We start from the raw sequence: 21,186 nt of genomic DNA on the forward strand, positions 1-21,186 counted from the left end.
GTTCATACTCAAGTCGCGGATCCCGGCGCCAGAGGGCGTGTCAGTTCCGCCACCCGCACCGCTGAGCAGAAGGACCGCGGCTGATCCCAAAAATCAATAGCCGTCGTTCTCTGCTGGTGTTCCCAGCCATTGCGCTGCCGTGGAGAACGGCCCGGCGAACCCGTTGCCCGCCTGGACGCCGGTGGCCTCGTTGCTCAGCGCGAGGACCTGCGCCTGCTGGTAGAGCGGCAGCGCGATCGCGTCCCGCCACAGCACGGATTCGACGTTCGCCGACGCCTGCTGGAACGACATCCGGCCGGACAGGGCCGCGTCGATCGTGGGCTGCAGGAGCTCGTCGCAGAATCCGGCCGCGTTGTAGGGCAGCGGCTGCTCGCTGTCCGGGTCCACACCCGGGCAGCCGTAGGACGAGGCCATGGTGGCGGCGGGATCGCCGCCTGCCGGGCGCGGCGCCACCGCCATGTCGACGGTGCCGGAGGTTCCCGCCTCGGCGGAGTGCGGATCGGTGGCGAGCATGTCGCCGAAGAGCTGGTCCCCGGTCGGCGTGACCACGGTGGCCTGGATGCCCTGCGCGCGGAGCTGCTGGGCCGCGGCTTCGGCGATGCTGATGTAGCCCTCGTGCTCGAAGGGCGCGGCGATCACCAGGTTCAGCGGGCGTCCGTCGCGGAGCCACGAACCGCCCGTGCGCTGGTACCCGGCTTCGGTGAGCAGTCGCTCGACCTGCGCCGGATCGGGACGTTTCGACAGCGCACCGGCGGGTTCGGTCGGCGTGTAGCCGTGCTCGGACGGCGCGAGGACCTGCGCGTGCGCCTGCAACTGCTCGCCGGGCCCGCCGCCGGTTCCCGCCTCGATCAGCGCGGGGCGGTCCAGCGCGGCCAGCACGGCTTGCCGGACCTTGACGTCGGCGAGCGCGCGGCTGTCCTGCCGCAGCAGCATCTCCATCGTCGCCGGGCGCGGAACGGTCATCATCTGCACCTGGTCGCCCAGGTCGCGCAGCGACCGCACGGTCCCGGCGTCGGCGCTGAACAGCGCCAGGTGGCTGTCGCCGCTGCGCAGCGCCTCGACCTGGCGGGCCTCGTCGATGGCGCGGAGCACGATCCGGTCGGACTGCGCGGGCGGACCCCAGTAGCGGTCGTTGCGCTCCAGGATGATCTCGCCGCGGTCCAGGTCGATCTGCCGGATCGCGAACGGGCCGCCCGAAGCCGGGTAGCCGTCGTCGAGGACGGTTCCCCAGCCGCGCGGCGCGGCGCGCAGCAGGTGAGCGGGCAGCAGGTTGTTGAACAGCGTCTGCCATCCCGCGAAGGGCTTGCTGAAGGTGACGTCGACGGTCTTGCCGCCCTGCCTGGAGGCGACGTCGTCGATCAGCCGGTAGCCGGCCGGGTCCGCGACCCCGGGCTGGGAGCGGAGCTGTTCCCACAGGTAGACGAAGTCCTCGGCGGCGATCGGGGCGCCGTCGGACCAGCTGGCCTGCCGCTTGATCCGGTACCGGACGGTGAACTTCTCCGCGTCCGGGACGACCTCGGCGGACTCCATCAAGTTGGTGTCGAGCTGCAACGCGCCGTCCTGGCCGGGCCGGAACACCGAGGGCAGCATCAGCCCGGCGAGCGCGGAGCTCGTCGGCGACAGGTCGGCGAGGGTGTGCGGGTTGAACCCGCCTTCGAGCTCGTCGACGCCGACGACGACCTCGATCGGCATCGGCTGCGCGGGAGTGCTCGTGCTGGGTGCGCTGGTCGTCGGACCCGGCTCCACCAACTGCGGTGGCGGAGCGTCCGTGCAGCCCGCGACCAGGCTGACGACGGTCACCAGCAGGGGAACCGCGCCCAGTGCGCGGCGTCGACCCTGGGTCACGCCGAACCTCCCCTCACATCGGCCGCCGGAGGATCACCCCGGGCCACGCGCCTCGGGTCCGGACGACATCATCCGAACGCAGGACGCGCGAGAGCCCCCCATGGTTCCGCAACCGACCCGATGATCGTCCCCGGGGTCCACCAACGCCAGGAACCACCACCGTCAGGCAAGCCACCGCACCGTCGGGCGAACGCCCAAGGCGCTTCCTCTTTACCCCACCTGAGCAGCTCGCACCGCCGGGGGTTCTCCAGTGGTGCTGTGGCGAGCACGCCTCGACGCCGTGTATTGGACGTACATCAGTCGAGGCGCGCGGAGCCCACAGCGCCGCTGGAGGTTCCCCTACCCGCACCGCCACGCAAGATGACCACCGCAGCGGACAACGGTCAGCCGTTGTCGCGGGCCTTCTGGCGGGAGCGCTCGCGTCCTCGGGTGGTGCTGTCCAGCGTGATCTTCCGGACGCGGATGGCCTCCGGACCGACCTCGACGCACTCGTCGCCGGAGCAGAACTCCAGGGCCTCCTCCAGCGAGAGGGTGCGCGGCTTGGCCAGCTTCTCCAGCTCATCAGCGGTCGAGGACCGCATGTTGGTGAGCTTCTTCTCCTTGGTGATGTTCACGTCGAGGTCCTCGGCGCGCGGGTTCTCGCCCACGACCATGCCCTCGTAGACCTCGCTGCCGGGCTGCACGAAGAACGAGCCGCGGTCGGCCAGCTGCAGCAGCGCGTAGTTGGTGGCCGGGCCGGAGCGGTCGGCGACCAACGAGCCGCTGTGGCGGGTGCGCAGTTCGCCCACCCACGGGAAGTAGCCCTCGAAGACGTGGTTGGCGATGCCCGTGCCGCGCGTCTCGGTGAGGAACTCGGTGCGGAACCCGATCAGGCCGCGCGAGGGGATCACGTAGATCAGCTTGATGCGTCCGGTGCCGTGCCCGTCCATGGTCTCCATGCGGCCCTTGCGACCGGCCAGCAGCTGGGTGACGGCGCCGAGGTGCTCCTCGGGGGCGTCGATGGTCAGCCGCTCGAACGGCTCGCACAGCTTGCCGTCGATGGTCTTGGTGACCACCTGCGGCTTGCCGACGGTCAGCTCGAAGCCCTCGCGGCGCATGTTCTCGACCAGGATGGCCAGCGCCAGCTCACCGCGGCCCTGGACCTCCCAGGCGTCGGGCTTCTCGGTCGGCAGCACCTTCATGCTGACGTTGCCGATCAGCTCGGCGTCCAGGCGGGCCTTGACCTGCCGAGCGGTGATCTTGGAACCACCGTTGCGGCCGGTCAGCGGCGAGGTGTTGACGCCGATGGTCATCGAGATGGCCGGGTCGTCGACGGTGATCCGCGGCAGCGGCTTCGGGCTGTCCGGGTCGGTGAGGGTGTCACCGATGGTGATGTCCGGGACACCGGCGATGGCCACCAGGTCGCCCGCGGAGGCCTCTTCGGCGGGCACGCGGGTGAGGTTCTCGGTGATCAGCAGCTCGGTGAGGCGGACCTTCTCGACGCTGCCGTCCTCGCGGCACCAGCCGACGGTCTGGCCCTTGCGCATGGTGCCGGAGTGGATCCGGCACAGGCCGATGCGGCCCAGGAAGGACGAGGCGTCGAGGTTGGTGACCAGCGCGCTCAGCGGCGAGTCGAAGTCGGCGACCGGCGCGGGGACGTGGTCGAGCAGGACCTTGAACAGCGAGTCCAGGTTCTCCTCGTCGGGCAGCTCGCCGTCGGCGGGCTGCTCCATCGAGGCGCGGCCGGCGCGAGCGGAGGCGTAGACGACCGGCAGGTCGAGGATGGCCTCCATGTCCAGCTCGACCTCGCCGTCGAGCTCGCTGGCGAGCTCCAGCAGCAGGTCGTGGGCCTCTTCGACGACCTCGGCGCAGCGCGCGTCGGGGCGGTCGACCTTGTTGACGACCAGGATGACCGGCAGCTTCGCGGCCAGCGCCTTGCGCAGCACGAAGCGGGTCTGCGGCAGCGGGCCCTCGCTGGCGTCGACCAGCAGGGTCACGCCGTCGACCATCGACAGCGCGCGCTCCACCTCGCCGCCGAAGTCGGCGTGGCCGGGGGTGTCGACGACGTTGATGGTGACCGGGCCGTCGTCGGTCTCGCGACGGATCGCGGTGTTCTTGGCCAGGATCGTGATGCCCTTCTCACGTTCCAGGTCGTTGGAGTCCATGACGCGGTCGACGAGCTCGGCGCGTTCGGAGAAGGCACCGGACTGGCGCAGCATCGCGTCGACCAGGGTGGTCTTGCCGTGGTCGACGTGCGCGACGATGGCTACGTTGCGCAGATCACTGCGCGTGGGGGCGGCGACGCTGGTGGCGGACACGCGGGTACTCCATGGCTCGGCGCGGAAAGGTCGCGGCGGTTCGTCGATGTGATGCACCGCTGGGCGATGGCACCGAATGCGGATCTCCCCGCATGGCGCCTGCTGACTTCCAGGCACCGGCCGCGGCTCCACTGCGCCGCTGCTGCGGAGCTCATTTCGGGCGGCACCCCGCGGGTTGCGGGGGCGCTACGTCGACACGCGGCCCCCTCCAGCGTAGTGCAAGCACATCCCGGACCGACGCGCACGTGCGCAGCGCAACAGCGAACACTCGGCGAACATCAAGTTCGCCAGGTCGGGTTAGGTTCACCTACCCTCGGCCACAACCCCCGTCCCCAGCGCCGGAAAGAAGCACCGTGGGCAAAGGCACCATCAAGGTCAAGAAAAAATGTTGCCATTCGCAACCACCGTGCAAGAGCTGCCCCATCGTGGCTCTGCGCAAACTGCTCAAGGATCAGAAAGCGGCGGAGGTCAAGAAGGCTCAGAAGAAGGCCAAGAAAAAGGACGCGAAGTGACCCGGCCGCGGCGCCGGCACCGCAGCTCGGGGCAGGTCGGCGGCTAGCGCTGCGCGACCGTGGTCAGCGGATCGGCGTAGGCGGCCAGCTCCGGGATCGTGCGCAGGGCCTGGAACTCGACGACCTCGTAGCGGACCAGCTTGTGCAGGGCGAACGGGTCGGTCGCCAGGATGGCGTCCAGCCTGCCGCGGGACATCGCCCGAGCGATGATCACCGCCCCGTTGCGCGGGTGCCGGTGACCTGCGGCGATGAAGTCGCCTGCGTCGTAATGCTGGGTGACCCATTCGTAGTGATCTACCAGTTGGGCGTCGATATCCGATTCTGGCGCGGTGTATTGCAGCAGCACTACAAACATTCTTTCAATGTAACTCCCCCACCTGGCATTTGCCGATCAAATTCGCCCGCCGAATCCCACGAGAACAAGATCGAAGAACCGGAAATCGGACTCCCCGCCACACACCCCGCGAAACCCCTCACTCACTCAGCGCAACCACTTCCACGAAGGTCGGACCCGGAACCGGGTAGAACCCCGGCGCCCGCTGATCACCACCGTGCAACTTGGCCGCATGGGTACTGTCGTGATGCACAGCGACATCGAGCCCCAGGTCGAGAGAAGTGCCGCCGTGGCAGCCCCGGCCTCCGACCCGGAAGGTTCCGTTCGACCCGCTCGTCGACCTCGACGGGCTGTGGACGCCTGAGCTCGCCGACAGGTACCTGCCGATCCCGGGGATGCCCCCGGCCAAGTACGAGTGCCTGGACGGAAAGCTGCTCATGGGCCCGCGTGGGGGTACGGCCAACATGTTCGCCGTGTGGCAGCTCGGCAAGCGGTTGGAAACCGCCGCCGAGCAGGAAGGACACCACTTCTACCTGACCGTCGACGTGTTGCTCGACGGTCCAGAAGTGGATCGAGCCCGATTTCGTGGTGCTCGGGCAGCCCGGGCACGGACGCACCTGGATCCCGCCGAACGAGGTGCCGTCGAGATCGAGCTGCTCGGCCTCGAAGACGGCAAGTACCGCACCCACGCGAGCTCCACGCAGGCGGAGCCCTTCGAGACCGATCTGCCGTTCCCGCTGTCGTTCGACCCTTCTGAGCTGCTCGAACGCTAGGCGCCGAGCAGCTCGCGCAACGTGTGCAGGAGGACTCGGTCGGTTTCGAGCCAGTCCAGCGCGGGCAGTTCCGCGGCGCTCACCCAGCGGACGTCGCGGTGCTCGACCGCGGTGGGCTGCTGGGCGGGGTCGGTGAGCTCCGCGGTGTGGATGCGCAGCAGCATGCCGTTGTCCAGCGGGACGTCCGTGCCGAGGCGGCCGGTCGGGCGGACCTCGACGCCGAGCTCTTCGCGGCACTCGCGGACCACGGCCTCGGACTCGTCCTCGGCGGGTTCGACGCGGCCACCCGGCAGCTCCCACTGGCCGGCGTGCGAGGCCGGGTAGCTGCGCTGCTGAGCGAGCAGCCGTCCCTCGTGCACGATGGCGGTGCCCACGACGATCTTCCGCGCCGCCCAGGACTCGGCGAGTTCGCGGACGGCGCGGATGCGGGCGGCCAGCACGTCGAGCACCAACCGGCGGCCCACGGCGACGTCGCCGAGCCTGCCCAGCGGGCCGAACGGGCTCGTCCACCGGACCGAGTCGGTGAGCAGCGTGCGCGGCCCGACCTGGGCCAGGACCGTCTCGTGCCGCAGCCGCGCGAGCGGACCGGCGACCAGCACCGAGCTCAGCCCGTCGGAGTCGGCCCGCACGATGCGGGTGGTCAGGGTGAACGCGGAGAGCCGGAACGAGAGCTCATCGCCGGGCACCAGCAGCGAATCCGGGCTGGTCGACGACCGGCCGCGGATGCCGAGGGCCGTCAGCCCGGTCTCGGCCGTCCGGGTGTGCCGCAGCGCGGCCCCCACGGTGGCCAGTGGTGCCTCGATCAGACCGGTACTCCGCAGAACCGCCACGTTCCCGAATCTTGCCCGACGTCAGCGCGCGGCCGGCCAGCGGACCTCGATGCGCGCACCGCACGAGGGCGCCTCGCCCGCGCGCACCGACCCGCCGCGCCTGCGCACGGCCTCGGCCGCCAGCGCCAGGCCCAGCCCGGCACCGCCGGTGCTGCGGGCCCGGTCCGGTTCGACCCGGTAGAACCGGTCGAACACGCGCGGCCGGTGCTCGGCCGGGATGCCGGGGCCGTCGTCGTCGACCAGCAGCCGCACGCCCATCCCGGGCTCGGCCTGCACCGACACCCGCACCAGCGTCCGGGTGTAGCGCTGGGCGTTGCCGATGATGTTCTCCAGCACGGTCGAGACCTCGGCGGGTGCGGCCAGCACGAGCACCGGGTCCTCGGGCACGTCCAGCTCGACGTCGCCGCCGAGCCGTTCGGCGGCCGTGCGCACGGCCGCCGCCAGGTCCACCGGCCGGGTCGGTTCGATCTCGCGCTCCGCGCGGGCGAGCGCGAGCAGGCTCTCCACCAGCGTGGACAGCCGCTGCGCTTCGAGAGCGATGTCCTGCAGCGTCTCGTGGGCGATGTCCGGGTCGGGGTGCATGACCGCGACCTCGGCCTGGGCGCGGATGGAGGCGACGGGGTTGCGCAGCTCGTGGGCCGCGTCGCCGGTGAACCGGCGCAGCCGTTCGGTGTCGGCGTCGCGGCGGGCGAGCATCGCGTTGAGCTCCTCGGCCAGCGCCCGGATCTCGTCGGCGGCCTCGGGCACAGGGAGCCGTTCGCCTTCGGGCAGTCCGGCGGCGGCGCTGCGGATGCGGTCGACCGGTCGCAGCGAGCGGTGCACGACCAGCCAGGTCGCGAAGCCGACCAGGGCCGCTGCCAGCACCGACCCGAAGCTGAGCAGCTTCCCGGTGCGCCCGGCGGTGTCGGCGAAGCCGACCAGGCGGGCTTCGGCGGCCACCAGCAGGTGCCGGCCGCCGGGGTCGGTGACCGGGACGCCTCGCCAGCGGTGCAGCTCGGCGGGTGCCTCGAAGTCGAGCACGCCGCTGCCCGCGCTCAGCTCGGCGATCTGCCACTCGCTCAGGTTCGCGCTGGGCAGGCCGTCGACGGGCTCCCCGTTCTCGCCGAGCACGCGCACGTCGGGGCGGCCGACGACGGGCGACCCCGCGGCGACGTGGCTCGCGGTGCCGCCCGCGATGCGCTTGAGGTCGGCGTCGACGGAGTCGATCAGCAGCCAGCTGACGATCCCGGTCCCGGCGTGCGCGACCACTCCGAGACCGATCAGCGCGACGGCGGTGGCCACGACGCTGGTGCGGAACTGGATGGTGCGGCGCTGCCACCAGCCGCGCAGTCTTCTGATCATGCTTCAGCGCACACCCGGTAGCCCTGCCCGCGCACGGTCTGCACCAGCTCCCCGGCCCCCACGGCGGTGAGCTTGCGACGCAGGTAGCCGACGTAGACCTCGACGACGTTGCGGGTGACGAACTGCTCCTCGCCCCACACCATGCGCAGCAGGTCGTCCTTGGGCACCACCGACTCCGGGTGGCTGGCGAGCGCGACGAGCAGCCCGAACTCGCGCGGCGAGAGCGTGACGGGTCGGCCGTCCCAGTGCACCTCGCGGTTGCTGCGGTCGATCTCCAGCGCCCCGACCCGCAGGCACGCCTGCTGACCGGCGTTGTCGCGCCGTCGCAGCAGCGCCCGCACCTGGGCCACGAGCACCAGGAAGGAGAAGGGCTTGACCAGGTAGCCGTCGGCTCCGAGATCGAGTCCGTCGGCCTGGTCGACCTCTCCGCTCTTGGCCGAGATCAGCAGCACCGGCGTGGTCACGTCCTGCTCGCGCATCCGCTCCAGCACCCGGTAACCGGACATGCCGGGCAGCATGACGTCGAGCAGCACGACGTCGAAGGCGCCGGTCATCGCCAGGCGCAGCGCCTCGGGGCCGTCGGCGGCGACGCTGACCTCCATGCCTTCAGCGGACAGCCCGCGGCGCAGCGCGGTCCGCACTCCCGGCTCGTCGTCGACCACCAGAACCCGAGGCAACATGGTCACCAGCATGCCGACCTCGACCCGCCGGGAGCATCCGGTCTCAGGGCCTTCTCACAGTGATCGGCCGGATTCTCAGCTCGATCTCAGACTGGGCACGTCGCGGGCGGTCGATTCGCTCTCACTCGGGCACCATGAGGGCATGACCGAACTCCTCACCGACGCGCAGATCGCCGAAGCGCTGGAACACCTGCCGGAGTGGCACCGGGACGGCGACAACATCGTCCGCGTGGTCGAATTCCCCGGGTTTCCGCAGGGCATCCAGGCCGTCATGCGCATCGCCGAGATCGCCGAGAACGAGAACCACCACCCCGACATCGACATCCGCTTCAACAAGGTGACGTTCTCCCTGTCGACGCACTTCAAGGGCGGCATCACCAGCAACGACACGTCCCTGGCCCAGGAGATCGACAGCGTCGTGGAGCAGTTCGGCTAGGAGCCGCTCCTCCCGGGCGACCGCGGAGCAGGAACTAGGGGCTGTTGATGAATGTGGCGGAGCCGCATCCTCTTCCACCACCCAAGGCACTGGCACCGCCGCGGGTTCTGAGCGCCTTCGTGGCGAGTACGCCGGGACGCCGTGTATTGGCTGGCATACATCAGGAGCGGCGCACGGAGTCCACGGAGGCGCTCAGGTTCCGCTACCCGCACCGCCACGCAAAGCAATTCCTCAACAGCTCCTAGCTCTCCTCGACGAGGTCGGCGACTTCGAAGGCGCAGCCCCAGGAGAGCCCGACGCCGCAGCCGGCGTGGCCGTAGTCGTGGATGATGCGAGCGCCTTCGAAGTGCTCGACGTCGACCCGCACCGAGTCGCGACCCGGCCGCAGCCCGACGGTCTCCTCCAGCACCTCGGCGTCGGCGAGTCGCGGTTCGAGCTGGGCGACGCGGCGACGGATCCGCGCGCTGATCTCGGCTCGCGGTGTCCGCCGCCAGTCGTGGTCGACGGAGATGCCGCCGAGCACCACGCGATCGCCGTGCGGCATCCAGGACGTGAACTCGCCGCCTTCGCTGAGCTCGATGAAGTACTCGTCGATGCCGGGGTTGCGCACCACGACCTGCTGGCCGAGCACCGGGTGCACCCCGGGGTCGCCGACGAGTTCGTGCGCCCCGACGCCGGTGCAGTTGACGACGGTGTCCGATTCGGCGACGGCGTCGGCCAGCGACGACACGGACGCCAGCAGGATCTCGCCGCCTGCCGCCTGGAACCGGGCCAGGAGGTAGTCGAGATAGCGGGGCATGTCGATCAGCGGGACGGTTCCCCGGTATCCCCAGACGAAGCCCTCGGGCAACTCCTGCTCGTCGCATCGATGCAGGTCGGGGATCAGTTTGGTTTCCGGCGGGACGACGTCGCCGAGGTCGATCCGCGCCGCCATCCGGCCGGCGGCCAGGTGCACGCCGGAGTCCTCGTCGCGCGCCAGCGCCGTGAACTCGGCGTGCGAGAGGGTGGCCCAGTACAGGACTCGCTCCGGTGGTTTGAGCCGAGCCGGGCCCCACATCGCCCCGGCGACCGCCGAGGTCGTCTCGCGGGGCCGCTCCGCGGTGCGGATCCGCACGTGCCGACCCGCTTCGGCCAGCACGACCCCGCAGGTCAGGCCGTGCACGCCCGCGCCGATCACGAGTACCGGACTCACCCGTCCGACGCTAGCAGTCCCGCGGTCGGACGGAACCCCGAAAGGTCCGGGGTTCACCCGGCCGCCGGTCAGCCCTCGTAGTCGCGGAGGTGGTCGGCCAGTTCGGTCAGCACGTCGGCCAGTCTCCGTCGTTCGCTCCGGGAGACCTCACCCCTGGGCAGCCGGAAGGCCACCCGGTCGAGCTCCCACTGGGCTTCCCTCAGCACCACGGCGAAGTTCGCCGAACGGCACATGGGCCTGCCGATCCTCCGGTTCTCCTCGATCATCACCACTCCCCGACCCGACTGTCGTTCCACCACGATGCTGCAGGTCAGCAGGGGTTATTCAGCAGCGTTGAAGAACGTCTCCGAGCTGAGTAGATGTACGCCGAACCCTCCCCCGATTCCGCTCAACCCAGAAGGAGCAGAGCGCCTACAGCGGCCAGGCGTCGAGCAGGTCGGCCGGCCCGTAGACGGCGTCAAGACCTGAGCAGTCCGCACCGTTGCGCGTGACGGCCACGACGGGCACCGGTTCGTCGGTGAGAGCTGCGCGGTGGCGGTGGAGGGCGACCAGGTCGTGCTGGTCGAAGGGGGACTGCTCCAGCCACTTGATGGAACCGACGAAGCGCAGTTCCTTGGCGATGGGAGCTCGGTCCGCCCCGACGATGTCGATCTCGACGTTGTTGCTGCGGGTCCAGTACCCGCCCACCGCAGGCGCTTCCGGCAGCTTGTCGTCGGGCAACGTCCGAGCGAGCGCTTCGCGGATGACGGGCTCGATCGCCCGCCCACGCCAGCTGGTCCAGTTCTCCCGGATCCGGGCCAGGGTCAGATCGCCGCGCCCCCGCTCGATCTCCTCGATGAACGGGCCGACGAGGTGCAGCCAGAACCGCAGGTACGAGTCCGTCACCCGGTACCGCCGCTCCTTCGACGGACGCGTCGACAGGGGTAGTTCGGCGGCGACCACCCGCTTTTCGAGGAGCGTTTCCAGGGACCGCTGCAGCGACGTCCCTCCGATCCCTCCGGCCGCTCGTGCGATGTTGGTGAAGGTCCGCTCCCCGCTGCCGATCGCCGACAGGACGCTGCGCGGCTGAGCGTTCGGCGGGAACTCCGCAGCCAGCGACCGCTCCGCCGACACCAACAGCGGCGATACGGGATCGTTCAACGCCTCTTCGAGGAAGTCGCACAGGCCTGCGCCGCGCGGCCAGTCAGCGCAGATCAGCGGCAGTCCGCCGGTGACCAGCGCGGCGTCGAGCGCTTCCGCCGGCTCCAGGTCCAGCATGCGGCCGACTTCTGCGGGGTTCAGCGGACCCAGCACCATCTCCCGTCCGCGCTGGTGGAAGGGACGGCCGTAGCTGTTCAGCGCCTCCATCATCGACAGGTCGGAGCCGATGAGGATCAGCAGCACGGGTTTGGCCTCCAGCGCCCGGTCCCAGGCCCGCTGCAGCATCCCTTCGAAAGCGCCATCGGCGTCCATGAGGTACGGCACCTCGTCGATGACCACGACGCTCGGCTGGTCCGCGGGCAGCGCGGCCGCGAGCACGTCGAAGGCGGCGTCCCAGTTGCGAGGCCGCGCGGCCGACATCAGGTGAGCCAGCGGGAGGTTCGACACCTGAGCGTCCCGGGCGAGGCGGATCAGATCGGCCTCGGGAGACGCGCCGGTTGCGGCGTAGAACAGGAAGGGCACCCCGGAACGCTCCGCGAAGCGCTCGACCAGGCGTGATTTGCCCACGCGGCGCCGACCGCGCAACAGCACGCACCTGCCGGGTCGTTCGCCGCCGACACCAGAAGTGATCTTCTGAAGATCGCGCTCCAACGTCGCCAGCTCGTCCCGCCGACCGACGAAGTCCACCATGCGCGCCGCCTCCGGAATCACTACCACCAAAGTTACTACCGTCAATGATAGTAACACCAGCGGTAGTATCTTCTCTGGCGCCCCTCGGCGTGATCCGGCAGGAGGCGAAGGCCTGGCCGAGTGTTCGACAGGTCTTCCCCGACACCGTGGCCGACTTGCCCACGACGGCGTGACCTGCGGCTTCGCCTGGGCAGTGCGGTGCGCGCCGGTCTCGCATACTCGTGGGATGGCTCCACGACGGCGAGGACGGTTCTCCCTGCTGGGACGCCTCTACGCGCTCGTCGGGGCCCTGCTGGTGGTGACCGTGGTGATCACCGGCGGCATGTTCGCCCTGCGGCAGCGGGTCGAGGACTCGACGGCGAAGCTGATCACCAATGTCGTGCCCGCGCAGAACGGCACCGCCAACCTGGTCACGACCTACGCCCAGCAGGAGAATCGCCTGCAGGCGTTCCTGCTGACCGATGACCCGGCCTACCTCCAGGCCTACGCGGCCGACCAGGCCAACGCCGCCCAGTTCCACCGGACCGTGGGGCGTCGACTCGCCGACGACCCCGAGGTGCAGGACCTGCTGAACCAGGTCAACGTCGCCGCGCAGGAGTGGCGGAAGGACTCCGTCGAGCCGCTGATCGCGCGCAGCCGCAGCCCGGGACCGCTGAACCTCTCGCCATCCGAGAAGCAGGCCGAGCAGCAGCACGTGGCCGCGTTGCGCGGCAAGCTGAGGGAGCTGCGCACCCGGGTCGACTCGCTCGAAGCGGCGGAAGAGGCCCGGGCCGCGGCGGCGCGCACGGCCGCGAACTGGCTGACGCTGGCGCTGGCCCTGGTCGGCCTCATCTCCTGGGCAACGGCGATCCTGCTGCTCCGCAACTCCCTCACCCGCCCGCTGCGCACGCTCGTGTCGCAGGTCAACCAGGTGTCGGAGGGCGACCTCGACCGCCCCGTTCACGAGTCCGGGCCGCCCGAGCTGGCCGCGGTCGCGCGTGCGGTGGAGGCGATGCGGGCGCGCATCGTGAGCGAAACCCGCCACATCGCGCGGATGCAGCAGGAGCTGACTCGCCACGAGAAGGCCGAGCGGCACCGGGCGGAGCAGGACTTCGCCACCGTGGTCGACACGCTCGACGAAGGCGTCGTCGTGCTCGACTCGGCAGGCATCGTCGAATCGGCCAACCCCGCCGCCCAGCGCATCCTCGGCACGCGCGAATCGCAGATCGTCGGTTCTGCGCTCGTCTCCTGGCGTCTGTTCGAGGAATCCGGGTGCGCGCTGCGACTGGAAGATCGCGCACCCCTGTTGGACTCCCAGGTGATCCGCCTCGACCGAACGGACGGTCGCACCGTCTGGCTGGCGGTCACCTCTCGCCCGCTGAACACCGCGACGGGAACGCCGTCCAAGGTCGTCGCGTCCTTCACCGACATCACCGAGCGGCGCGCGGCCCAGAACCGCTTGGAGCACGAGGCCACGCACGACCCGCTGACCGGCCTGGCCAACCGCACGCTGGTGCTCCGGCACCTGGAGCAGTCGCTCCACCAGGAGCAGCCGATGGCCGTGCTGTTCCTCGACCTCGACAACTTCAAGCTCATCAACGATTCCCTCGGGCACGGCGTCGGTGACGCCGTCCTGAGCCACGCCGGGCAGCGGCTGGTGCGCGCGGCACCCTCGAACGGCCTGGTCGGCCGCCTGGGCGGGGACGAGTTCGTGGTCCTCGTCAACGGCGAGAGCGATCACCGCGCACTCGCCGAGCGCTGCACGCGCCTGCTCGACGCCCTGACCGAGCCGATCCGCATGGAGGGCAGGGAGCTCCACATCAACGGCAGCATCGGGGTGGTCGTGGTGCGGCCCGGTGACGACCGGTCCGGGCAGGACCTCCTGCGCGATGCCGATGTGGCGATGTACCGGGCCAAGACCCGAGGGGGTGGGCGCCACGCGTTCTTCGACGTGGAGCTGCGCAAACGCGTGCAGCGGCACATGGATCTGGAGCAGGACCTCCGCCACGCCGTGGGACGGAACCAGCTCTGGGTCGCCTACCAGCCCGTCGCCGACCTGCGCACCGACCGCACGGTGGCCGTGGAGGGACTGCTGCGGTGGCACCACCCGGTCCACGGACCGATCTCACCCGCCGAGTTCATCCCGGTGGCCGAGGAAAGCAACCTGATCAACTCCATCGGCGCGCACATGCTGCGCTCGGCGACCCACCAACTCGCCGTCGAGCGGGAGCGACATCACCTCGACCTGACCCTCAACGCGAACCTCTCGCCACGCCAGCTCGACGATCCCGGTCTGCCCGGCCTCGTGGAGCGCGCCCTCGCCGATTCGGGCCTGCCGGCCCGCGCCCTGTGCCTGGAGATCACCGAGGAGGCGATCATGCAGGACCCGGCTGCGGCAGCGCGCGCGCTGGAGACCTTGCGGGGGCTGGGCGTGTCACTGGCGATCGACGACTTCGGCACCGGCTACTCGTCCTTGGCCCAGATCCGAAGGCTCCCGCTGGACACCCTCAAGATCGACCGCTCGTTCATCACCGACCTGAGCGAATCGGATGAGCTCCGGGTCATCGTCACCAGCATCGTCACCATGGCCCACGCGATCGGCCTCGACGTCGTGGCCGAAGGCGTCGAAACGGCCCACCAGCTCGACCTCCTCCGCACCATCGGCTGCGACCACGTCCAGGGCTACTACCTGAGCAGACCCATCCCCCTCGACGAACTGCTGACCTCCCCGCTCAGGATTCCCGCGAGTTGACGACCCACCAGCGGGCGCGAAGTCGACCTCCTCGTCCAGCCGCAGCCAATCGGCGACGCTGCGCTGCTGGTCACACACCGGCGAAGTGGCGACGTCGGCTCCGCCAGGCCGCGAGCACGTGCGGATGGGCGATCTCGACATGGCAGGTCATGGCGTCGAGGCCCAGCGTGTCGAGGTCGACGAGAACACGCCCGCAGCGCAGGCCACCGACCGGGCACGTCCACCACTCGCGGTCGTCGAGAACCGCGAGCTCCAGGTCGATCATGAACCCGCCCACCGCGATAGCTGGCATGACCGAATAATAGATAGCAGCAGATAGCTAGAGCTAGTATCGGCGCGGCCTAGTTAGCTCTATAGGGTTAACGTCGCGGTATGAGTTGGGAGAGCCGCGCTGATCGTGTCGACCACGAGTCGCCCGAGTACGTCTGGCAGCAGATCGCCGATGACCTCCGCGCCGATATCGAATCCGGTGAGCTCTCAGCCGGGTCCAGGCTCCCCAGCGGCCCCGAACTCGGCGAGATCTACGGCGTCGCCCGCCTGACCGCGATCAAAGCGGTGAACGCACTGCGGGACGAAGGCCTGCTCAAGGTCCTCTCCGGAAAAGGAACGTTCGTCACCCCGAAGAAGTCGTAGCCCCCTCAGCAACCACCTCGGTCAGCGATGGGCTCGGCTCAGTCGCCGGTGTGGTTCTCCGGGCCGATCTCGGTCACGGCCGCATCGGCCGCCGCGTCGGTGGCGGTCTCCGTGCTGGGAGACGAGCTCAAGTTCACGTACAGGGCGACGGCGTGGACCACGTACCGGTGGTCGTAGCTGACGTAGCTCTCGGTCCGCGCCCGCTCGTAGCCGTCGCAGGCGCCGCTTCCGCGCCCCTCGTTCGGACACCAGATGCCGAAGTCCCACGAGCCTCCGGCGACGATGCGCTCCTTGACCGCCTTCGCGGTCGAGGTGTCGTCGAAGCGGATGACCTGGACCGACACGAGCACGTCGGCGTCCTCCGAGACGTCGCCGGATTTCAGGTAGTTCCCGGTGACGGTCAGATCGCAGTCGTAGCCGCTCAGCACTCGCCGGACGTTGCCGGACATGTGGGAGGCGTCCGTGCAGCCGTGCACGCCCGACGCGACGCGGGTGTAGCCGACCCCGCGATCGTCCTCGAAGTCGTCGGGCAGCAGCGCAGCGGTCGTGAACGGGGTTTCGTCGGTCGCCTTCTCGTCCGGCGATGCGGTCCTCGTCGGCTTGGTGGTGTAGGTGCGCGTCGGCCTGTAGGTGGCGCTCGGCTCGTCGTCCTCGCTGGTCACCGAGGCTCTCGACGGCTCAGCGGACGAGGAGGCACTACCTCCCAGAACGTCGTCGAGCGCGTTGCCCAGCTGTCCGATGTTGGCGAACCCCAGGAAGCCGAGGAGGGCCACCACCGAGCCGACGGCTCCGATGTTCGCGACCCACCTGGGCGTGTCCGAATTCTTCGACCCCGACCGCTCGCCGTCGTCGTCCCCCGGCAACGCCCATCACCCCCGTCCAGCCAGAACCGATGGCACACCACCGTTCTCGGCAGAACGCTAGAGCAACTCACGGCCGAAAACAGGCGTTTCCCCCAAGATCAGCCACTCGGCCGCCCAGACACCGCAGGTCCGGACCGATCCGGTCCGGGCCTGCGGCTTCCAGCACGAAACCTTGCCTGACCTGGCAAGACGATGCTCTTGACTTCTCGACGTTTTGCGGCGTTTTTCGCTGCCCCGACGAACGCCTGACGAATGAGCCGCTGCGCCTGCAAGCTGATCAACGTGGCCGTACAGCGTTCGCTGGGACGAGACTTGCGTGCGGATGATCGCGTGTCATTTGCTAAGCGGGGATGGCCGGTCATCGCTGCATCCTGTTCTCAGCTGACGCCCTTCAGTCTGACTGTTGTTGGTCGAGCAGCCCGACCGGGTCGGCGCTGTAGGCGACCATCCAGCTGGGGTCGATGCGATACCACACGCTCTCGTCCCAGAACGGTTCGTCGCCGTCGCCGTCGTAGTGGTTGAGGAGGTAGTCGCGGACGGTCGGCCAAGTCGGGTCGCTGCTCGTCCCCTCGGGGTTCAGCGGAACGGCGTGTCCATGCGTAAAAATGCCGAGCTGCTCGCCGCGCATGAAGGTCGCGCTGATGCCGGGCCGCGCCGCGAGGTGACGGGCTTTAGCGGCCTGGCGGTGGGTGCCGACGATCCAACGGCCGTGCAGGAGGTGCCCATCAGCGCCGCTGATGCGTGGCTCACCACGCCGGCTGACTGTGGCGATGGCCAGGGTGCACATGCCTTGGCAGACTCGGACAACCTGCTCGGCGTCCAAGGTGCTTTCTCCTGGCCGGACAATTGATTTGAGGTGGCTGCTAGAGCCAGCCCGAGATGTGTCGAGCAGGGCTTGGAGGCTGTGGAGCTCGTCGGGAGTTTCGAACATTCGGCTAGGCAATCAGCGCCCACCGACAGTGTCGACTCAGTGCGCAGTCGCCGACCTGGCGTGCGAGTCGGTAGGACGTGGTGCCGATCTTGAGGATGTCACCCGCAAGGGAGGGCCTCTGTCCTCACCCCGTCGACCTGGCGTAGCCCTCATCAGCTCGTGCCAAGGGGGCGACCGCGGAGCCCGACGGGACATGCCGGCATCAAGCTTGCCCCCTTGACGCGGGCTGATAGCCCTTGTGGAGGTCGATGGGGTGAGGACAGAGCAGCCACGACCGAACCGCAGCCGATGTAAGGCAGCGAAGTGCGAGGACGTGCGGCTTCATGACCTACGTCATTTCTACGCTTCCGGCCTGATCTGCTCGCTGCGATGTCGTGACGGTTCAGCGGGCTCTTGGCCATTCCAGCGCCACGATCACATTGAACACCTACGCCCACCTGCGGCCGAGCGCGGAGGACCGCACGCGGAATGCGGCGGCTGGATTGATCGGCGAAGTCCTGAGGAGCAAGCAGGTGACCGAGCGAGGTGACGAGGAGCCTCCTGATGGGGCGCCAGTGCCCGCTCGAACCACGGCTCGCAGAGCGGCCCGGGTCCGACCTCCATGCCTGGAGTGCGGGCCCGGGCCTTCGTCGTTGGCAAGGACGGGCCGATCGTACGTACTGACGGCTGACGAACGACTGACGAACGCCGTTGCGCCAGATGGCCCTCACCTGCAAAAACGGCGCAAACTAGACGTTGAAGCGGAATTCGACGACGTCCCCGTCGACCATGGTGTAGTCCTTGCCCTCCATGCGGACCTTGCCGGCGGACTTGGCGTCGGCCATGGAGCCCGCGGCGATGAGGTCGTCGTAGGAGACGACCTCGGCCTTGATGAAGCCGCGCTCGAAGTCGGTGTGGATCACGCCTGCGGCCTGCGGGGCGGTCGCGCCCTGCGGGATCGTCCAGGCGCGGGCCTCCTTGGGGCCTGCCGTGAGGTAGGTCTGCAGGCCGAGCGTGTGGAAGCCGGCGCGGGCCAGGGCGTTGAGGCCCGGCTCGTCCTGGCCGATGGACTCCAGCAGCTCCCGCTGCGACTCCTCGTCGAGCTCCATGAGCTCGGCTTCGACCTTGGCGTCCAGGAACACCGCGTCGGCCGGGGCGACCAGCTCGCGCAGCTCCTTCTGCTTGGCCTCGTCGGCCAGCACGCCCTCGTCCGCGTTGAACACGTACAGGAACGGCTTGGTGGTCAGCAGGTTGAGGTCCCGCAGGTCGGGGTCGTCCTTGCCGATGCCCGCGGCGAACAGCGTCTTGCCGTCCTCCAGGATCGTCTGCGCCTTCTTGACGGCCTCCAGCGCGGGACGCTTGTCCTTGTTCGTCCGCGCTTCCTTCTCCATCCGCGGCAGCGCCTTCTCCAGCGTCTGCATGTCGGCGATGATCAGCTCGGTGTTGATCGTCTCGATGTCGCTGGACGGGTCGACGCGGCCGTCGACGTGCACCACGTCGGGGTCGTCGAAGACGCGGATGACCTGGCAGATCGCGTCGGCCTCGCGGATGTTGGCGAGGAACTTGTTGCCCAGGCCCTGGCCCTCGGAAGCACCCTTGACCAGGCCCGCGATGTCGACGAACGACACGGTGGCGTGCACCGTCTTGGCGGAGCCGAACACCTCGGCCAGCTTGTCCAGCCGGGCGTCCGGCAACGGCACCACGCCGACGTTGGGCTCGATGGTGGCGAACGGGTAGTTCGCCGCGAGCGCGTCGTTGCTGGTCAGCGCGTTGAACATGGTGGACTTGCCGACGTTGGGCAGACCGACGATTCCGAGGGTGAGACTCACGCCTTGGGAGTTTAGGCGTTCCGCTCCCGGACCATCGGGCCCGGTCGTCCCCGTCGTGTCCGATTCCCGCTAGTAACCGCTCCCCCGCGCTGGGAACATCGAGGTCGTGCTGGTGGGAACAGAGGATGCGTTCAGGGCCGTGGCCGCGCGTGACGCGCGGTTCGACGGCTGCTTCATCCACGCCGTGCGGTCGACCGGGATCTACTGCCGCCCGTCCTGCCCGGCCCGCACGCCCAAGCGCAGCAACAGCGAGTTCTACCCGACCGCTGCCGCCGCGCAGGCCGCCGGGTACCGGGCGTGCCGCCGCTGCCTGCCCGACGCCGTCCCCGGATCCCCCGAGTGGGATCTGCGGGCCGACCTCGCCGGGCGCGCGATGCGGCTGATCAGCGACGGAGTCGTCGACCGCTGCGGGGTGCAGGGGCTGGCCGACAAGCTCGGCTACTCCGAGCGGCACCTGACCAGGGTGCTCACCTCGGAGCTCGGCGCGGGCCCGCTGGGGCTGGCGCGGGCGAACCGCGCGCACTCTGCGCGGGTGCTGATCGAGACGACCGACATCTCCTTCAGCGACGTCGCGTTCGCGGCCGGCTTCGCGAGCCTCCGGCAGTTCAACGACACGATGCGGGAGATCTTCGGCCGCACGCCCACCGAACTGCGCGGGCAGAAGCGCGGTGCGCCCAGCGGAGCGGGGACCGTGCAGCTGCGGCTGCCGTTCCGCGCGCCCTGCGACATCGCCGGTGCGCTGCGGTTCCTGGCCCGCCGGGCGCTGACCGGGATGGAGGAGTCCGGGAACGGCTGCTACTCGCGGTCGCTGCGACTCCCGCACGGCACCGGCATCGCGACGCTGCGCGCTGCCGACAAGCACGTCGCCTGCACGCTGCGGCTCTCCGACCTGCGGGACCTGGGCGGCGCGGTGGCCAGGCTCCGCCGGCTGCTCGACCTCGACGCCGATCCGGTCGCGGTCGGCGAGGCGCTCGGCTCCGACCCTCTGCTGCGGGACTCCGTCGCGCGCTCCCCCGGGGCCCGCGTGCCGGGGGCGGTGGACGGACTGGAGATCGTGGTGCGCGCGGTGATCGGCCAGCAGATCTCGGTCGCCGCCGCGCGCTCGACCACCGAACGGCTCGTCACCGAGCTCGGCGACGAGCTGCCGCACCCCGAAGGCGGGGTGACCAGGCTCTTCCCCACCGCCGAGGTGCTCGCCGAGCACGCGGCCGCCGCGCTGCCGGGACCCCGGCGACGTGCGGAAACCGTCCGGGACGTGGCGGCCGCCGTCGCCGAGGGGCGGCTCGCGCTGCACCCCGGGCGCGACGAGGCGGAGCTGCGCGACGACCTGGAGCGCATCCGGGGCGTGGGCCCGTGGACGTCGAGCTACGTGGTGATGCGGGTGCTCGGGGCCCCCGATGTGCTCCTTTCCGGTGATCTCGCCTTGAGGCGGGGTGCGGGGCTGCTAGGAATCCCCGAAGAACCCGCCGCACTGTCCGCGCACGCCAGGCGTTGGAGCCCGTGGCGCTCCTACGCCGGTGTGCTGCTGTGGGAGGCCGCGAGCAGCGGCCCGGTGCCACGGCAGGAACCCTTCGAACTCTGGGAGAAATCGTGATCAAGTGGTCCACTGCGGAAACTCCGGCGGGACCGTTCTGCGCGGTGGTCGACACCGACGGCGTCGTGCTCGCCTCCGGCTGGACGGCCTGGACCGATGACCTGCTGCCGCAGGTCGCGCCGTCGCTGATGTTCGAGGAGTTGGTGCAGGTCGACGACCTCGGCCCCGTGACCAAGGCGATCACCGCCTACCACGAGGGTGATCTGGAGGCCATCGACGACATCCCGGTCAGCCAGCACTCCGGTCCGTACCTGCAGCACGCGTGGAAGGTGCTGCGCACCGTCAGCCCCGGAAAGCTGTTCAGCTACTCCGAATTCGCCGGTCTCACCGGGAAACCCCGCGCGGTCCGGGCGGCGGCGACGGCGTGCTCGCGCAACGCCGCGGCGCTGTTCGTGCCCTGCCACCGCATCGTCCGCAGCGACGGATCGGTGGGCGAGTTCCGCTGGGGCTCCGACCGCAAGAAGTGGCTCCTCGAACACGAACGCCGCAACTCCTAGGTTCTTCCTCCGTCGACTCGTCGTGCGTGGCGGTGCGGGTGGGGGAACCTGAGCGGCTC

General features: G+C 69.7%; 20 protein-coding genes. 7 read left to right on the plus strand and 13 right to left on the minus strand.

Translation table 11 applies throughout. The features are described from left to right. Window positions 1-93: 93 nt before the first annotated feature. Both E1202_RS19160 and typA read right to left on the minus strand, forming a co-directional pair. The gene (locus tag E1202_RS19160; RefSeq protein ID WP_132684521.1) at window positions 94-1,845 is read right to left on the minus strand and encodes an ABC transporter family substrate-binding protein; all 1,752 of its coding nucleotides are present in this window, start codon (window positions 1,843-1,845) and stop codon (window positions 94-96) included. 383 nt (window positions 1,846-2,228) lie between these two features. Further along, complete coding sequence (gene typA, locus E1202_RS19165; RefSeq protein ID WP_132684522.1) at window positions 2,229-4,142, minus strand: translational GTPase TypA; 1,914 nt, start codon at window positions 4,140-4,142, stop codon at window positions 2,229-2,231. Window positions 4,143-4,495: 353 nt separating this feature from the next. Between typA and E1202_RS31490 the strand changes: the two genes are divergently transcribed. Further along, window positions 4,496-4,654 (plus strand): hypothetical protein, encoded by a 159-nt coding sequence (locus tag E1202_RS31490; protein WP_165943908.1) that lies wholly within the window; start codon window positions 4,496-4,498, stop codon window positions 4,652-4,654. A 43-nt stretch (window positions 4,655-4,697) separates the two neighbouring features. On the opposite strand, the gene E1202_RS19170 is transcribed toward E1202_RS31490, so the two are convergent. After that, window positions 4,698-5,009, minus strand: coding sequence for a YciI family protein (locus E1202_RS19170; RefSeq protein ID WP_132678267.1), 312 nt, complete (start codon window positions 5,007-5,009; stop codon window positions 4,698-4,700). 260 nt (window positions 5,010-5,269) lie between these two features. Here E1202_RS19170 and E1202_RS19175 point away from each other — a divergent pair, with 260 nt between their 5' ends. Further along, a complete protein-coding gene (locus E1202_RS19175) occupies window positions 5,270-5,761 on the plus strand; it encodes a Uma2 family endonuclease (RefSeq protein WP_235878662.1) in 492 nt (163 codons plus the stop codon). Here the strand turns inward: E1202_RS19175 and E1202_RS19180 are convergent. From E1202_RS19180 to E1202_RS19190, 3 genes are read right to left on the minus strand one after another with little or no spacing between them, the layout of a single operon-like run. After that, window positions 5,758-6,591 carry an NUDIX domain-containing protein gene (locus E1202_RS19180; RefSeq protein ID WP_235878664.1) on the minus strand — a complete coding sequence of 278 codons (834 nt, stop codon included), beginning with the start codon at window positions 6,589-6,591 and terminating at the stop codon, window positions 5,758-5,760. The two genes, E1202_RS19175 and E1202_RS19180, sit on opposite strands and share 4 nt — an antisense overlap. Window positions 6,592-6,612: 21 nt before the next feature. After that, on the minus strand, window positions 6,613-7,932 hold the full coding sequence (locus E1202_RS19185) for a sensor histidine kinase (protein WP_132684523.1): 1,320 nt from the start codon (window positions 7,930-7,932) through the stop codon (window positions 6,613-6,615). Then, on the minus strand, window positions 7,929-8,612 hold the full coding sequence (locus tag E1202_RS19190) for a response regulator transcription factor (protein ID WP_132684524.1): 684 nt from the start codon (window positions 8,610-8,612) through the stop codon (window positions 7,929-7,931). The genes E1202_RS19185 and E1202_RS19190 overlap by 4 nt, the downstream gene beginning before the upstream one ends. Window positions 8,613-8,754: 142 nt before the next feature. Between E1202_RS19190 and E1202_RS19195 the strand changes: the two genes are divergently transcribed. Continuing rightward, complete coding sequence (locus tag E1202_RS19195; RefSeq protein ID WP_132684525.1) at window positions 8,755-9,048, plus strand: 4a-hydroxytetrahydrobiopterin dehydratase; 294 nt, start codon at window positions 8,755-8,757, stop codon at window positions 9,046-9,048. 241 nt (window positions 9,049-9,289) lie between these two features. Here E1202_RS19195 and E1202_RS19200 read toward each other — a convergent pair whose 3' ends face one another. The 3 genes from E1202_RS19200 to E1202_RS19210 form a co-directional block, all read right to left on the minus strand. Continuing rightward, complete coding sequence (locus E1202_RS19200; RefSeq protein ID WP_132684526.1) at window positions 9,290-10,240, minus strand: FAD-dependent oxidoreductase; 951 nt, start codon at window positions 10,238-10,240, stop codon at window positions 9,290-9,292. A gap of 68 nt (window positions 10,241-10,308) precedes the next feature. Beyond that, on the minus strand, window positions 10,309-10,506 hold the full coding sequence (locus E1202_RS19205; RefSeq protein ID WP_132684527.1) for a hypothetical protein: 198 nt from the start codon (window positions 10,504-10,506) through the stop codon (window positions 10,309-10,311). A 145-nt stretch (window positions 10,507-10,651) separates the two neighbouring features. Continuing rightward, window positions 10,652-12,070 (minus strand): ATP-binding protein, encoded by a 1,419-nt coding sequence (locus E1202_RS19210; protein WP_132684528.1) that lies wholly within the window; start codon window positions 12,068-12,070, stop codon window positions 10,652-10,654. Window positions 12,071-12,296: 226 nt separating this feature from the next. Here E1202_RS19210 and E1202_RS19215 point away from each other — a divergent pair, with 226 nt between their 5' ends. Then, window positions 12,297-14,801, plus strand: coding sequence for an EAL domain-containing protein (locus E1202_RS19215; protein WP_165943909.1), 2,505 nt, complete (start codon window positions 12,297-12,299; stop codon window positions 14,799-14,801). 70 nt (window positions 14,802-14,871) lie between these two features. Here the strand turns inward: E1202_RS19215 and E1202_RS19220 are convergent, their stop codons facing one another. Beyond that, window positions 14,872-15,093 carry a hypothetical protein gene (locus tag E1202_RS19220; protein WP_132684530.1) on the minus strand — a complete coding sequence of 74 codons (222 nt, stop codon included), beginning with the start codon at window positions 15,091-15,093 and terminating at the stop codon, window positions 14,872-14,874. Between the two features lie 80 nt (window positions 15,094-15,173). Here E1202_RS19220 and E1202_RS19225 point away from each other — a divergent pair, with 80 nt between their 5' ends. Beyond that, window positions 15,174-15,434, plus strand: coding sequence for a GntR family transcriptional regulator (locus E1202_RS19225; protein WP_132684531.1), 261 nt, complete (start codon window positions 15,174-15,176; stop codon window positions 15,432-15,434). Between the two features lie 38 nt (window positions 15,435-15,472). Here E1202_RS19225 and E1202_RS19230 read toward each other — a convergent pair whose 3' ends face one another. From E1202_RS19230 to ychF, 3 genes are all read right to left on the minus strand, one after another. Then, window positions 15,473-16,297 carry a hypothetical protein gene (locus E1202_RS19230; RefSeq protein ID WP_132684532.1) on the minus strand — a complete coding sequence of 275 codons (825 nt, stop codon included), beginning with the start codon at window positions 16,295-16,297 and terminating at the stop codon, window positions 15,473-15,475. 391 nt (window positions 16,298-16,688) lie between these two features. Then, a complete protein-coding gene (locus E1202_RS19235) occupies window positions 16,689-17,228 on the minus strand; it encodes a pyridoxamine 5'-phosphate oxidase family protein (protein WP_132684533.1) in 540 nt (179 codons plus the stop codon). 728 nt (window positions 17,229-17,956) lie between these two features. Then, window positions 17,957-19,036: a redox-regulated ATPase YchF gene (gene ychF / locus E1202_RS19245; RefSeq protein ID WP_132684534.1), complete on the minus strand. Its 1,080-nt coding sequence runs from the start codon at window positions 19,034-19,036 to the stop codon at window positions 17,957-17,959. Between the two features lie 139 nt (window positions 19,037-19,175). On the opposite strand from ychF, the gene E1202_RS19250 reads away from it, so the two are divergent. Both E1202_RS19250 and E1202_RS19255 read left to right on the plus strand, forming a co-directional pair. Further along, the gene (locus E1202_RS19250) at window positions 19,176-20,630 is read left to right on the plus strand and encodes a DNA-3-methyladenine glycosylase 2 (protein ID WP_235878666.1); all 1,455 of its coding nucleotides are present in this window, start codon (window positions 19,176-19,178) and stop codon (window positions 20,628-20,630) included. Continuing rightward, complete coding sequence (locus E1202_RS19255; protein ID WP_132684560.1) at window positions 20,624-21,127, plus strand: methylated-DNA--[protein]-cysteine S-methyltransferase; 504 nt, start codon at window positions 20,624-20,626, stop codon at window positions 21,125-21,127. The genes E1202_RS19250 and E1202_RS19255 overlap by 7 nt, the downstream gene beginning before the upstream one ends. The last annotated feature ends 59 nt before the right edge of the window (window positions 21,128-21,186 follow it).

Source organism: Saccharopolyspora karakumensis, assembly GCF_004349225.1.
In the GTDB taxonomy this organism is placed as follows: Bacteria; Actinomycetota; Actinomycetes; order Mycobacteriales; family Pseudonocardiaceae; genus Saccharopolyspora; species Saccharopolyspora endophytica.

Coding starts and splice junctions, on each gene's coding strand:
- E1202_RS19235 (WP_132684533.1), bottom strand. CDS start 17,228: ATGTTCGAAACTCCCGACGAGCTCCACAGCCTCCAAGCCCTGCTCGAC.
- E1202_RS19185 (WP_132684523.1), bottom strand. CDS start 7,932: ATGATCAGAAGACTGCGCGGCTGGTGGCAGCGCCGCACCATCCAGTTC.
- E1202_RS19205 (WP_132684527.1), bottom strand. CDS start 10,506: ATGATCGAGGAGAACCGGAGGATCGGCAGGCCCATGTGCCGTTCGGCG.
- E1202_RS19195 (WP_132684525.1), top strand. CDS start 8,755: ATGACCGAACTCCTCACCGACGCGCAGATCGCCGAAGCGCTGGAACAC.
- E1202_RS19215 (WP_165943909.1), top strand. CDS start 12,297: ATGGCTCCACGACGGCGAGGACGGTTCTCCCTGCTGGGACGCCTCTAC.
- E1202_RS19190 (WP_132684524.1), bottom strand. CDS start 8,612: ATGTTGCCTCGGGTTCTGGTGGTCGACGACGAGCCGGGAGTGCGGACC.
- E1202_RS19210 (WP_132684528.1), bottom strand. CDS start 12,070: ATGGTGGACTTCGTCGGTCGGCGGGACGAGCTGGCGACGTTGGAGCGC.
- E1202_RS19225 (WP_132684531.1), top strand. CDS start 15,174: ATGAGTTGGGAGAGCCGCGCTGATCGTGTCGACCACGAGTCGCCCGAG.
- E1202_RS19170 (WP_132678267.1), bottom strand. CDS start 5,009: ATGTTTGTAGTGCTGCTGCAATACACCGCGCCAGAATCGGATATCGAC.
- E1202_RS19220 (WP_132684530.1), bottom strand. CDS start 15,093: ATGCCAGCTATCGCGGTGGGCGGGTTCATGATCGACCTGGAGCTCGCG.